Below are 13,766 nucleotides of genomic sequence, written 5' to 3'. Positions count from 1 at the left end.
CATTCGGTCATTAAAACCGTAATCGGCAGCGATGAACACCGTGCACTTATTCATCTTTTTAGTATGAGCATGCTAACGTCGATGGCGCAAACAGCTAAGCAACCCGTACAGACAGCCTTGCCGATAAGGGATTTTGGCTTTCGTTAAAAAAGAATAACTCACCCTTTGGAGAAGCGAAATGAAAGAAAAACGCACCAACGACAACCCAGTTTTAACAGAACAAAATTCCCGGCGGAAATTCTTGCAACACGCAGCCCTCACCATTGGCGGTGGTGCCTTAGGTTTAAGCGCCGGTCAAGCTATTGCCATGAACATGGGCGGTTACGGCGGTAATATTACAAGCTCCAACCCAGACTATAAATCACTGGATTTCCACAATAACTATTGGGCACGGGACGCCATGGCCCGAATCCAAGGAGATTTAGAATTCGGTAAGCAAAAATTCGGCTGGTATAAAGGCACTGTGAGATCCGTACGCCCGGGCCACAAAAATGTCCCCTTTATCGGTTTTGAAGGGTTTTCTTATGCCCGCTTGGTCGACAATGGCGATGGCACCTACAAAAAACTGCTACGGGAAGTCGGTTATTACACGGATCTGGCCACCGGTGAAGTGTTAGATACCTTTACTAACCCCTTTACCAACGAGAAGGTTAAGGTGGTTCACATTGCCAACGACCCCTTTAACTATGTGATTGGGCCTTATTATCCTAAGCCCCCCACATACGGAAAGTTAAATGTAAAAGAAGTCCCAGATATCCCTATGTATTTACCGTTTCAGGATATCGGCAATGGTCAGTTGTTGCTGCAAAGCGGTATAGATCTGTTTTACCCTTCTGCTCTGCAACCAGATAAATGGCCTCGTGAATCGCCAGGAAAAATGAACCAGGTCACAGAAATGTTTAACTATGTGTTAAACAAAGACGACGTCGCCGATAAAAGCAAAACCGCCCTCTATTTCTCTGGGACGTGGAACCGTATTACGCCGTGGTTACCCTGGATGTTAATGGATCAAGCTGACGGACATTGCCATTATGACTGTGTAATGGGCTGCTATGCCGATGAAAGCGCCCTTTCGCCACAAGTGAGAGCCTATGCTGAAAAGCATCATCCCACCTTCTTTAGTGCCCCAGACAAATGGGAAGAGCCAAGCCTTTCAAGCTTGGAGCATTATGCCCTTGAACAAAAACCGGCTCCCCCTAAAAAAGGGTAAAGCGGGTTAACAAAAAAACGCCAACAAGAGATGATCTTGTTGGCGTTTTTTTACTTAGCGAATAAACCGATCATTTAGGAAGAAATGTCTTTCATCACGTCTTCTGTGGAAGGTTGACCGTCCTGCTTTTCTTTAATGGCTTCTCGGCTTTGCTGCATAATACGTAAAATACGAGCAATATATTCTTGGTGCCATAACTGGCGCTGTTCTGCGGCTTCGCTATCCGGCACATAAGATTCAATATCCTCACGGCTGAAAATCGATGCGCTTTCTAACAAGCGTTCTAGGGTGTCCATGCGCTCTCGGGTAACCGCCAACTCTTGGGCTAAGGCCATGGTAATATTCATCAATTGTTCGGTTTGCTCTGAGGCAAGAAAGTACGGGCGATCGCCCTTGGCTTTTTTACCGGCATCGGTAATGTGATCGACGCTCATGCTGCAGACTCCTGCTTAGTTGACTGTGTAGGTTTCCACGCCCCAAATACATTCCATGCGGCGGCCCGACCAAAATCTTCGCTATCACTGTCGTGTTCCGTTTTTGGAAAAATCGATTCATCCACTTTCGCGGCCACCGCCACCGTAAATTGATGACTTTCTGGCAACCCGGTGTTCCCAATCATGGCTTCTAAATCCACATCATGCATGGTGCCCCAGAAAGGTTCGTTGTTATTCCACGTATCCCAATCTCGCATAAACTGTTCGAATACCGGACGTCCTGCGTACTGGGGTTGCTCTAGATGGACCGACAAACCGCCTGGCTTTAACAATCGAGCAATCTCAGACAAGATCTTAGGCATGGACTGGGTGGACAGTTCATGTAAAAACATACTGGTGGTGATAAGGTCAAAACTTTCATTGGCCAAGTCAGACAAGGATTCGCCATTGGCCTGTATAAAGGTAATGTTGTTCACGCCTAAGGCTTTAGCCCGGGCATGGCCGTAACGCAACACCGGCGCAGAGACATCCACAGCAATCACTTCGGCGTCGGGAAAAGCCTGTGCGAGGGGAACGATATTATGGCCAATGGTACAGCCAATATCGAGGATGCGCTGTGGTTTAAAGTCGCCGTGATCCCGCTTTAGCCAGTCGGATATGGCCCGACCGCCGCCATCCGTCATCGAGCCTAACTGCCCCACCGTAGTAACAAAAATACCACTGTCATAATTGGCCCCTGCACTAACGTCTCCGTCTACCTCTGCAGTATGATAACTGCCTGGCATACAATGGGTATCCACAATGGTGACGTAATTCGGTAATGGAAGATCATCGTTTAATTGCAAGGTGTCTTGCCCTTCGTTGAAGGAAGCCGCCACCTTGTTTAGCTTGTCCATTTGTCGCAATACCAAGGAACGCCCGGCTTGCTGGCGCATTTCCATTGTGCTGCGTCTTAACGCACTCCACCACTGATAGTAAGGATCTTCAGACATCAGGGCACGCACTTCGTGACGGGTTTCAGGGTCTCGGCCATGCTGCGCAAAAAATTGAGGTCGAGCGCGCCCGTCATAAGCCTCTTTTACCCCGGGGATCACATCACTAGACAAATGCATGTTCAGATTTGCAAGAAAATTGAATCGTGCAATCTCGTCATGTTTAGCCTCAGGAAATAGCGCGTGTTTACCCACTTTATCCCAGGTAGGCGGGGCCTTGCGTTGCATACTCATAAGCAATCCTTCAATTTTTAGTGGCTGATGACTCAAGCTTAAAACGTCAACAATATGATATATTGATATAGATTAATAACATTTTAGGTTTTGCTCAACCTTAATTTAACTTACTATGGATTTAACTGACGCCGCCTTACGAAATGTCAAACAAGGTAAGGGTTAATTATAGAACAATAGTGGCAGTGGCCAACAAGCTGGAACGATCACCATGACAAAGCTAAATATCAGCGATAACCTTGCTGAACTGATTCACTATACCCAAGCCTTACAGTATTCGGCATTGGATGAAACCACAATAAACGCTTTAAAGACTTTCCTCCTGGACTCTATCGGCGTAGGGATCTGCGGCGCACGAGTTCCATTCGGCGACTCGCTACTTAACCTTTGCCATGCATGGGGACAAGGGGACGATGCCCAAGTACTTAACCGAAATGTGACTTTACCTGCCTCCTCTGCAGCGATGATGAACGCGTGGCAAATCCACAATCAAGAATTCGATTGCGTCCATGAAGAAGCGGTGGTTCACCCCATGGCGGTGATCTTAGGCAGTCTGCTGGCTTACAGCCAAAAAAACCAAAAGGTGTCGGGACGGGATTTTCTTAGCGCCTTGTGTGCCGGCGTGGATGTGGCCACCACATTAGGCGCGGCATCAAAGGCACCACTGACCTTTTTTCGCCCGGCATGGTGTGGCGCATTAGGCGCGGTGTTAGCAATAGCCAAGCTGGAAAGATGCAGTGAGACCACCACGGCCAATGCTCTGGGCATTGTGTATAGCATGTTAGGTGGCACCATGCAGGCCCATGTAGAGGGCACGTCCATGCTGGCTATGCAAATAGGTATTGCTGCCCGTAGCAGTATACAAGCCATAGATATGGCCAATGCGGGTTTAGATGCCCCCCATAACATTCTTGAAGGTCCCTACGGATTTTTCAGCTTAATCGAACGGGAATCGGACTTTTCTTCTGCCTTATTGGCACTTAAACAGCAACCCCGAATTAATCAGGTGTCCCATAAGCCGTTTCCTACAGGAAGGGCCTGCCATGGTGGCCTAGATGCATTACGTACCTTAATGGAACAACACCAATTTGGCGCTACCGATGTGGCGAAGGCCACCCTCAGTGCGCCCCCTTTAATTGGCCGCCTTATAGGCCGCCGCCCCCAAGCTGACATGGCGGTGAGTTACGCCCGCTTATGCTTTAGTTATTCTGCCGCCTGTTTGCTTTTAGATGGCGATGTATTTGTGGATTGTTACGATGATATAAAACGTTTTGATCCCGCCCGGTTAGCCTTGGCGGCACGTTTTTCCGTTGAAAGTGACGGCAGTGAAGACCCCAACGCCATGACTCCCCAAACTCTTACGGTCACACTGGTAGACGGCACCGAATATCAACACTTTTTGCCATCAACCTTGGGCAGTCCAGCACGGCCTCTTAGTCAACAACAACACCTAGACAAATTTCGCCAGTGCTGCCTCGCGGCCCCCCACCCTTTAACGTATCAACAAATCCACACCTTAATTGGCACAGTGGATGATTTAGAGTGCTGCGATGACATCGGCGCACTCGTAAGACTAAGCATGGGCATGTAATTGACCAGCTTGATTAATGTCATAGCGAAAGGTCAAGGTTATGGATAACGTCAGTACTTTTCACTCTTTTACCCTGTGCTGTCCAGCTATGCCAAGGTTTGGCGACAGTTCATCACCTTTACAGGAGAAATAGTCAATGAGCACTATTGCGTTTGAATTTTCTATCCCCGTTGTGATCATCGGCGGCGGCGCGTGCGGCAGTATCGCCGCCCTTGCGGCAAAACAAAGGGGAGCCGATGTGCTACTTCTTGAACAAGACGAACGTCCAATGGGCTCTACCGGCATGTCTCAAGGTTTGATCTGTGCCGGCGGTACCCAATCTCAGGCCCAAGCCGGGATCTTTGATAGTCCCGACACCTTTTATGCCGATATTATGGAAAAAACCCATAATCTGGCCGATCCTGTTATTGCCCGAACCATTGCTGACAATGCCGGTGCCACTATCGATTGGATGGTGGAATCGTTGCAACTGCCCTGGGAATTAGACAAGAGATTTGAGCCCGGATTTGGTAACAGTACCTATCGTGTCCATGGCTGGCCCGATCATGGCGGACAAGATATGGTGGACTTACTTCACCAAAGATTGGCTGAAGCGGAAATCGACGTATTGCTAGCGGCCAAACTCACCGACATTCATGTAAACGAAAATGGCAAAGTCATGGGGATCTCACTTTCTCGCCCCGATGGCGCGGTAGAGCATATCGGCTGCGACAGCTTGATCCTGGCCTGCGGCGGCTTTGCTGCGAATCGAGAAATGGTGAATAAGTATATGCCAGAGGCCAGTTCCGCCCGTAATAATGGTCACGAAGGTAGCCAGGGCACCGCGGTTAGCATGGGGTTAAAAGTTAGCGCTAAACTGGCCGATATGGGCGCTTACCAAGGATACGGCATGTTAACCGAACCCCAAGGTATTTCCATTCCTCCTAATATTATTCTCAATGGTGGGGTAATGGTGAATATCAACGCCGAACGCTTCGTCGATGAAAGTGAAGACATTGCCGGCGTGGTACTGCCCGTGGTGGAACAACCCGGCGATCACGTATGGGTTATCTATGATGAACGCATTGAGCAAACCGCCACCCACTACGCCGAGTTACAAGAACTCAACCAGCTTAATGCGAGTAAGCGCGCAGATTCATTAGTGGAGTTAGCCGCAATGATTAACGTGCCCGCCGAAACACTGCAAGCCACCTTTGCCGAATTATACAATGCCAGTGACAACCAACGGCACGATATACTCGGTCGTCTCTGGCAAGGGGCTACACCGCCGAAAGGCCGCTATTGTGCGCTAAAGGTGGTAGGGGCTATCTATCACACTCAAGGTGGCCTACAAGTAAATCAGCATGGACAGGTACTGCAAGAAGATGGCACCCCTTTGCCTAATCTTTTTGCTGGCGGAGGCGCTGCCCGTTCGGTGTCAGGTCCAGCCCATTGGGGCTATCTACCTGCCATGGGGTTGTCTACAGCAGTGACCTTGGGACGATTAGCAGGACAAGCCGCAGCAAAATATGCGGCAGAAAACGAAGGGTAATGGAATGGGTGGGCGTTTAGTGTTTGCACTAAACGCCATCACACTATTTGTGCATGAAGGTAACGCCATCAGCAACCTCAGGGTGTTGCTGAAGCTTTTCTAACGCCGTCTCATCCTTGTGATAATAGGCATCGATGATTTCTAATGACATGGTAGCGGCGGTTTTAAGTGCCTCGCTCTGCTTTGGCCCAGGTAGTTCAGGTCGACAGATTGCGCCGCCAAAATAATGATCCACACCATCTAGCACCATAGCGTACTTATTCCCCTCTGCCGGTGCGTTATGAAAAGCAGTAAGATGCGCGTCCCAGCTTCCATGACCACCAAAAGGAATATCTGCGGTGCCCGTTTGAATGAAGGCGGGTGTGGCTAACGTGGTAAAACTTTGCTCGGTAATAAACCCTGGCATTGGACCGGGCGGAGAAAACGCCAGTACCACTTTAGCCCGAGGATCTTGGTATGGCTGATCAACCCCTGGCACTTGCATGCCCTGTACGCCGCCCTTCACCAAAGCCATGTAGGCACCATAACTATGGCCTGCCACAATGTAACCGTCTTTGCCGAAGGCATCAGCCACACGGCTCATGTCTTGTAAGCGTGCAGGCCAACTGTCAGCTTGGCCGTAATCCTTGTTGTGAGGGTGATCGGTAGAGTCCACATGCAATGGTGCATAAACGCTATATCCTGCGGCTACCCACTGGTCAATAAGGTCACTGTACTTCCAGGGCGCAGAAAACGCGCCGTGGGAAAACAAGATAGTACCTTTGGCATCGTCGACTACCCATGCCCACACCGGGACATCACGCTGGGCAACCGTCAAATGAAGTTGTTGAGGTGTCACACCAAGTGCTACCGCTGAAAAATACAAGGAGCAAAGTAATAACAACCCTTTGGCGAGCAAACGTCGCATATTCAATTTTTTCACTTGAGTGACCTCTCTAATACTTATTTTGTATTAATCGATTTTAACCACGACCTTGCCGAAGGCATCGCCTGCCAGCAGATCCACCAACCCTTGGCCTGCGAGTGCTAAGCCATCAATGACCTGTTCTTTTACCGTTAATTGCTCGGCGTCTACCAGCGGTAAACAGGCGTCAATAAATTCATTGCGGCGGGTTTCATAATCAAATACCACCAGCCCCATGACAGTGGCGCGAGACTTAATAATATAAACCGGAGAAGGCCCTGCTGGCGGCGCGCCACCGGTGCGGTTATAGTCGGCAGATAAACCACACAGAATAACCCGAGCACCGATTGCTAAACGTTCGCAACAGGTATCAAGCATTTCACAACCCACCAAATCAAAATAAATGTCGATACCATCTGGGCAATGTTTGTCGAGTTGCTCACCAAGATCCCCTTGGTGACGATCAATACACGCATCAGCCCCTAGTACCGAGGTGGCGAAATCGCATTTATGTTGTCCGCCAGCAATGCCCACCACGCGGCAGCCACGGCTTTTGGCCAATTGAATAACAGACGATGCTACCGCTCCGGTAGCCGCAGCAATCACCACAGTATCACCGGCTTTTGGCTGGGCTTTCCAAATTAAGCCGGCATAGGCGGTTAACCCAGGCATACCTAAAATCGATAATAAATGGGGCAAGTGCTTCACGTTGGCAGGCACTTTATTTACCGTGCCCGCATCGATGGCGGCATACTGCTGCCAGCCCCCTTTACAGCGCACCTTTTCACCCACAGAAAACTTATCGCTTTTCGACGACACCACTTCAGCAATGGTTTCACCGATCATCACATCACCGGGTGATACACCGCCGGACATGTGACGGCCACTAATTTGGCTGCGCATGTATGGATCAATAGACAACCACAGGTTACGGACTAATACTTGTCCATCTGCCAAGGCAGGCATCGGACCTTCAATACAGCTAAAGTGCTCGGCGGCGGGCTTGTTTTCAGGTGTTTGCTTAAGAATAACTTGCTTGTTGATGGTCATATACTTACTCCAGACCCAAGGTCCCAGGATTCACTGAATGCGTGGGATCCAAGTGTTGTTTGATAGCTGAAACCAAATCCCAGGCTTCAGTGCGAATAATATCTTTATAGGGGTAACTTTTACCCAATTGCATGTGTAACGCACCGTGGCGTTTAAACACCTTGAGTACCTGTTGCTTTAATTCCTGCACCGCAGCCCGAGCTTCCGGGTTAGGCGCGTATTCTTTTAGTTTGGCGAGGTGTTCGCTTTCCACCGCTTCTCGATGCCAGTCATTAAGAGAATCAGGCCAAAAATACACCGGCTCTATGACTATTCCATTGGTTCCCACCGCCGCAAATAAAAATCCGCAGCCAATATTGTGTTGTTGGATAAGGGGATCCTGCTCGGCATAAATTGCTTCAATTTCGGCAAATACCTTAGCGGCTTGACTGGGACGTAGCACACCATGAACCGGCAACCAGCGTTCTGCTTGAGGCCCGATCATAGAATTAACCGGCCCAAACGGGTTGGCGCGCATAATCGTAGGAATACTGTTTTCAATTTCAGTGAGGTTAAACTTAACCGCCAATTCCCTAAGGGCTTGCGCTTTACTGTCAGCGACAGCCTGATAGCGCTCTTCAACCATAGTGTGAATGGAAAACTTGACGTCCTTCATATAGCTGCGTCCAGCCAACGCCACTTTAGCCCCCGCTTTCAGCGCCGCCCCAAGGCCACCGGCTGATTTCATCACCCCTTTAAGGGCTTTGAGATCTTTACCCAAGCTTTCTCGCTTTAAACGCTGACCTTGCAAAAAGGGGTCGAAGCCAAACACTTCCGCAGCCAGTTGCTGCCGTGCAACCTCACCGGCAAACGCCAGTAAATCATCGGCGTTGTCCGCAGAAAAAGATAACCCCTGTTTAAAGGGGGTTTGAGGTAACAGTTTTAAGGTGATGGTTGCTTTAAAACCTAATGCCCCGCAGTCGCCCACAAACAGGCCAGTTAAGTCAGGCCCGAACTGTCGATACCAAGGGTTGCCATTAACATGAGAGGCACTACCGGTATGCAAAATTTGCCCATCGGCCAGTACCACAGACATGGACACCACGGATTCCGCTGCCGATCCAAATTGGGTGGCACCCCAAAAAATGCAATTTTGTGATAATCCGCCGCCAACGGTGGCGTACAGACCTGACAAGGTGCCCCAAAAAGGCGTACGCCAAGGCGTCTCTTTTAAGGCGTCATAAAGAGCAGACCAGGTACATCCGGCTTCCACCGTGACGTACATATCTTGCGTATTAATTTCCACAATCCGTTGCATCTTACTGGTATCAATAAGCAACGAATTATCTTGGGTAGGCAGGTAACCTGAGGTATAGGACATGCCACCGCCTCTAGGTACCACACACACGCCGGCACGGTGAGCGATTTTGACTACCTCAGACAATTGGGCTGAGTTGGTTGGCTGAACAACAGCCAATGCCGGTTTCCCACTATTGGCAACATCCGTGGTATACAAACGACACTGAACAGGATCTGTGGTAACACACCCATTTCCTACTACTGCAATAAGCTGCTGTATTAGCTCATCCATCAATATTCTCCAAGTCATTGCAGGGTTACTTAGACCGGTAGTCCAGTGCAATGTACCCACAATTGTAAAGCCTAATGACCTAACATTATTACATATGAGATATAAAAGCTATAGGGAAGGCAAACTTTGCTTATTATCACAACAAAAACTTGGGTTGGGCTATGCTCACTAAAAAGGTATAATGTACTAATAATGTATCATTGTGGCACAACACGCTTTATTGTTATTATTCCATTGCCTAGGACAGCAAGAAAAGCAGGAGAAATATGGTGGCAAGATCAACGATTATTGCAACGTTAAAACAGACGAAGAAACAACAAAATATTAATTGGGATGGACCCACTCCGCTTTATCATCAACTTTACAGTTTACTTAAACAACAAATTATCGATGGCACCATAACCTATGGTTCTCATTTGCCTACAGAACAAGAACTCGGTGAAGCTTTCGGTTTGTCTCGGATCACCGTTAAGCGGGCCATGGATGAGTTGTCTGCGGAAAACTTAGTTGAGCGACGTCGCGGAAGAGGCACCACCGTCACGTACAAATATAAGCCCAAGCCAGTTAAAGCCCCCTTGGTAGGCATGCTCGAAAATATAGAAACCATGAGCCGGCACACGCGGACCAAAAAGCTCGATATTGCCCAAGCAATCCCACCGGCAGATATTCGAGGTGAGCTAAAACTGAGTAGTACAGACACTGCCTGTAAACTCATTCGGGTAAGGTTAACAGAAGACGAGAAGATCCCCTTTGCTTACTACCTAAGCTGGACCCTTACCTCGGTAGATACTTTTTCGGATCCGGCGTTAAAAGATCACACCCGCATTGAATTGTTACGCCAACAAGGAATTAATTTGTCTCGCATTGACCAGCTGATCAGTGCCGAGCCAGCCAATGCCGAAGTGGCCAAAGAGCTTAAACTGCGGGAAGGCAGTCCTATCTTGGTACTGGCAAGACGCTCTTACGATGAGAAGGGCAACTTAGTGGATATTTTGTTCTGTAAATATAACCCCGCCATATTCCAATATCAGATGACCATGGAATTAGGTGATAACAAGAACGAAAAATAAAAAAAGGGCGCCAACAGCGCCCTTAACGGAGAACAGCAGAAAAAATCCACTGTTTTAAAAAACAACTAAGGGTTATCACGCCCCGGCAACTGTCTAAAAATGGTGCCATTGGCAATAAGCTGCTCAATCTCTTCTAGGGAGTAACCCGCCTCTTGTAACACCGTCACAGAATCTTCACCGGGTAACGGCAAATCGTGATGCAGTAAGGTTCTCGCGCCATCAATTTCAATGGGCAACGACGGCAATTTTGTTTTACCTTGAGGCGTAGTGACATCAAGCAACCCGCCATCATTTAAGTGGGGATCGGTAAACAGGTCTGAAGGCGTATTAATAGGGGCAAAAGGAATACCCGCTTTCTCTAGTCGCGCCATTAAGGTGGCCTTATCTAACTCGACGAAGGCTGCATTGATCACCGGCATAATACGCTCTCGTTGTGTCACCCGCTGAGCATTGGTATCTAGCTGTTCATCGTTAGCGAATTCTGTAAATGCGAATTCAGCGCAGAAACGTTTCCACAACCCATCACTCACAACGCCTACAAACACCCGTTCGTCATCTTTACAGTAAAAGATGTCGTACACCGACCATGCACTACGGCGCACAGACATGGGAGGCGGTGCTTCACCAAGGACGCATTCTTGCGCCATGTGCTGGCCTACCATAAAAGCAGTGGTTTCAAACAGTGAGCTGGTGATATGCCGTCCTTTGCCCGTTGTTTGCCGTTCTTGCAACGCAGCCAACACACCAATAACACCAAACATGCCGCCGGTAATATCAATGACCGAGGAGCCTGCACGCATGGGTTTGTCAGGTAAACCGGTCATATAGGCCAGGCCTCCCATCATTTGGGTGACCTCATCTAATGCCGTTCTGTTTTCGTAAGGCCCCGTTAAAAAGCCTTTTAACGAACAATAAATAAGCGTGGGGTTAATCTGACGCATTGCCTCATAACCAAACCCGAGCTTGTCCATGGCACCGGGCCGAAAATTCTCGATGAGAATATCAGCTTTGGCGATAAGTTCTTTGGCCACGGCCTGACCTTCTTCGGATTTTAAATCAATACACAGACTGCGTTTGTTGCGGTTGTACATGGGAAAATACCCTGCACCCGACCCTTTCAAATTACGGGTTTTATCTCCGCTTAATGGCTCAACTTTGGTTACCTGTGCGCCTAAATCGGCTAACACCAAACCTGCCGTTGGCCCCATTACCATATGAGTAAATTCAACGACTTTTAAATTTTGTAACGGAAGCGCGTCATGTAGTGCCATTAAGGTTTTACTCCGCCTGCAATTAACATTATTGTTAATATGTTATATCTATAGGTCTTTTATAGCAAGGCTCTCCCCAAAAAAACAGAATATTTTTATAATATTCTGCTTACATACTATTTAAAGCTGGGAAGTTAGCGCCGGAACCAGTTCAAATAGGTCACCCACTAAGCCATAATCTGCCACTTGGAAGATGGGGGCGTCTTCGTCCTGATTAATGGCAACAATGATTTTACTGTCTTGCATACCAGCAAGGTGCTGAATGGCGCCAGATAAGCCCACCGCAATATAAAGTTCAGGGGCAACAATTTTACCGGTTTGCCCTACTTGTAAATCGTTGGCAACAAAACCCGCATCCACCGCGGCCCGAGACGCGCCCACGGCCGCACCCAATTTATCTGCTAGCGGATACAAAACAGCAAATTGATCGGCACTTTGCAAACCTCGCCCACCGGACACCACCACATTGGCGGAAGCAAGTTCAGGGCGTTCACAGGCGGCCAAAGTTTGCTCCTCGAACACCACGTTGTCACAATCTATCACCGTGGTAAGGGGCTCAATAGGGGCACAACTGCCGGTTTCACTCACCGGATCAAAGGCGGTGGTACGTATGGTTAGGAACTTGAGCGCGGCGTCGGTGGTTACCGTTGCAATAACATTACCTGCGTAGATTGGCCGCTTAAAGGTACGCGGGTCCAGGATCTCTTGCACATCAGCAATGGGCTGAACATCAAGTAAGGCAGCAGATCGTGGCAACAAGTTCTTACCAAAAGTGGTGGCCGGGGCCAACACATGGCTATATTCGCCGGCCACAGACACCACCAGCTCACTGGTATTTTCTGCCAGCTGATGGGCATAGACGGGGTCTTCAGCTAACAAGACTTTATCCACCGCCTGATATGTACTAAGAGATGTGGCGACCGCCTTACAGTTATCTCCCATAACCAGTACGTTAATCGTGTCTTTTAACGCAACCGCAGCGGCTAAGGTGTTAAAAGTGGCGCTGCTTACGTGATTGTTGTCATGCTCGGCTATAACTAAAATCGTCATTACAGTACCCCCGCTTCATGTTTTAGTTTATCAATGAGTTCAGCCACAGAATGTGCTTTCACACCCGGCTTTCTTTGGGTGGGCGGCGCCACACTCACTAGCTTAACCTGGCTGAGAGCTTGCACGCCCAGCGCATCTAAACTGTAGGTTTGCAGGGGTTTACGTTTGGCTTTCATAATATTAGGCAACGAAGCGTAGCGCGGCTCATTCAGCCGTAAATCGGTGGTAATAACCGCTGGCATGCGCAATTTAAGGGTTTGCAGTCCGCCGTCAATCTCACGGGTAACCGCCACCGTCCCCTCTGCCACTTCCACCTTCGATGCGAAAGTGCCTTGGGGCATGTTGCACAGTGCCGCTAGCATTTGACCGGTCTGGTTATTGTCGCCATCAATGGACTGTTTACCCAGAAAAATAAGATCTGGCGCTTCTTTATCCACCACGGCTTTTAAGCATTTGGCTACAGCTAACGGCTCAAGCACTTGCTCGGTTTCTACACGGATCCCTCTATCTGCACCTAAGGCCAAGGCCGTTCTTAATTGTTCTTGTACCGCCGCACTTCCCACCGACACAACCACCACTTCGTTAGCAATATTGTTTTCTTTTAAACGAACTGCTTCTTCTACCGCTATTTCGCAAAATGGGTTAATGGCTTTTTTGGTATTCGTTGTGTCCACCGCTTGATCGTTCTCATTGACTCGGACTTTTACGTTGTGATCCACCACACGCTTAACTGCTACAAGAATTTTCATTTCAACTTCAACTTTTACGGCTATTTTATGGTTTTGCGCCAACCTTGCTTGCGTGGAAACCACCCGTGCGCATAGTCTGACGCAAATTTGCTATTGAATAAATGCTATAA

General features: G+C 48.7%; 12 protein-coding genes. 4 read left to right on the top strand and 8 right to left on the bottom strand.

Annotated features, from left to right (window positions below):
• Positions 1–178: 178 nt before the first annotated feature.
• Positions 179–1,210 carry a DUF1838 family protein gene (locus tag KO501_RS17480; RefSeq protein ID WP_216030976.1) on the top strand — a complete coding sequence of 344 codons (1,032 nt, stop codon included), beginning with the start codon at positions 179–181 and terminating at the stop codon, positions 1,208–1,210.
• A 74-nt stretch (positions 1,211–1,284) separates the two neighbouring features.
• Here the strand turns inward: KO501_RS17480 and KO501_RS17475 are convergent, their stop codons facing one another.
• Together KO501_RS17475 and KO501_RS17470 are read right to left on the bottom strand one after the other, a co-directional pair.
• Positions 1,285–1,644 carry a hypothetical protein gene (locus KO501_RS17475; protein ID WP_216030975.1) on the bottom strand — a complete coding sequence of 120 codons (360 nt, stop codon included), beginning with the start codon at positions 1,642–1,644 and terminating at the stop codon, positions 1,285–1,287.
• Complete coding sequence (locus tag KO501_RS17470) at positions 1,641–2,870, bottom strand: methyltransferase domain-containing protein (RefSeq protein WP_252728542.1); 1,230 nt, start codon at positions 2,868–2,870, stop codon at positions 1,641–1,643. The genes KO501_RS17475 and KO501_RS17470 overlap by 4 nt, the downstream gene beginning before the upstream one ends.
• Positions 2,871–3,081: 211 nt before the next feature.
• Here KO501_RS17470 and KO501_RS17465 point away from each other — a divergent pair, with 211 nt between their 5' ends.
• Together KO501_RS17465 and KO501_RS17460 are read left to right on the top strand one after the other, a co-directional pair.
• Complete coding sequence (locus tag KO501_RS17465; protein WP_216030974.1) at positions 3,082–4,461, top strand: MmgE/PrpD family protein; 1,380 nt, start codon at positions 3,082–3,084, stop codon at positions 4,459–4,461.
• A gap of 136 nt (positions 4,462–4,597) precedes the next feature.
• Positions 4,598–5,992, top strand: a complete 1,395-nt coding sequence (locus KO501_RS17460) for an FAD-dependent oxidoreductase (RefSeq protein WP_216030973.1) — start codon at positions 4,598–4,600, stop codon at positions 5,990–5,992.
• Positions 5,993–6,035: 43 nt separating this feature from the next.
• Here the strand turns inward: KO501_RS17460 and KO501_RS17455 are convergent, their stop codons facing one another.
• The 3 genes from KO501_RS17455 to KO501_RS17445 are packed head-to-tail and all read right to left on the bottom strand — an operon-like array spanning position 6,036 to position 9,516.
• Positions 6,036–6,914 (bottom strand): alpha/beta fold hydrolase, encoded by an 879-nt coding sequence (locus tag KO501_RS17455; RefSeq protein ID WP_216030972.1) that lies wholly within the window; start codon positions 6,912–6,914, stop codon positions 6,036–6,038.
• A 30-nt stretch (positions 6,915–6,944) separates the two neighbouring features.
• Positions 6,945–7,946, bottom strand: a complete 1,002-nt coding sequence (locus KO501_RS17450) for an NADP-dependent oxidoreductase (RefSeq protein ID WP_216030971.1) — start codon at positions 7,944–7,946, stop codon at positions 6,945–6,947.
• 4 nt (positions 7,947–7,950) lie between these two features.
• The gene (locus tag KO501_RS17445) at positions 7,951–9,516 is read right to left on the bottom strand and encodes an FAD-binding oxidoreductase (RefSeq protein ID WP_216030970.1); all 1,566 of its coding nucleotides are present in this window, start codon (positions 9,514–9,516) and stop codon (positions 7,951–7,953) included.
• A gap of 266 nt (positions 9,517–9,782) precedes the next feature.
• Here KO501_RS17445 and KO501_RS17440 point away from each other — a divergent pair, with 266 nt between their 5' ends.
• Positions 9,783–10,586 carry a GntR family transcriptional regulator gene (locus tag KO501_RS17440; RefSeq protein ID WP_216030969.1) on the top strand — a complete coding sequence of 268 codons (804 nt, stop codon included), beginning with the start codon at positions 9,783–9,785 and terminating at the stop codon, positions 10,584–10,586.
• A 65-nt stretch (positions 10,587–10,651) separates the two neighbouring features.
• Here the strand turns inward: KO501_RS17440 and KO501_RS17435 are convergent, their stop codons facing one another.
• From KO501_RS17435 to KO501_RS17425, 3 genes are all read right to left on the bottom strand, one after another.
• Entirely contained in the window at positions 10,652–11,857 is a 1,206-nt protein-coding gene (locus KO501_RS17435) for a CaiB/BaiF CoA-transferase family protein (protein ID WP_216030968.1), read from the bottom strand.
• A gap of 120 nt (positions 11,858–11,977) precedes the next feature.
• Positions 11,978–12,907, bottom strand: a complete 930-nt coding sequence (locus KO501_RS17430) for an FAD-binding protein (protein ID WP_216030967.1) — start codon at positions 12,905–12,907, stop codon at positions 11,978–11,980.
• A complete protein-coding gene (locus KO501_RS17425; RefSeq protein WP_216030966.1) occupies positions 12,907–13,656 on the bottom strand; it encodes an electron transfer flavoprotein subunit beta/FixA family protein in 750 nt (249 codons plus the stop codon). Before KO501_RS17425 ends, KO501_RS17430 begins: the two co-directional genes overlap by 1 nt.
• Between the last annotated feature and the right edge of the window lie 110 nt (positions 13,657–13,766).

Origin of the sequence: Alteromonas sp. C1M14 (assembly GCF_018860965.1) — a bacterium.
Taxonomy (GTDB): domain Bacteria; phylum Pseudomonadota; class Gammaproteobacteria; order Enterobacterales; family Alteromonadaceae; genus Alteromonas.
Note: the sequence above shows the minus strand (reverse complement) of the source record. Positions and strands in the feature narration are given on the sequence as shown.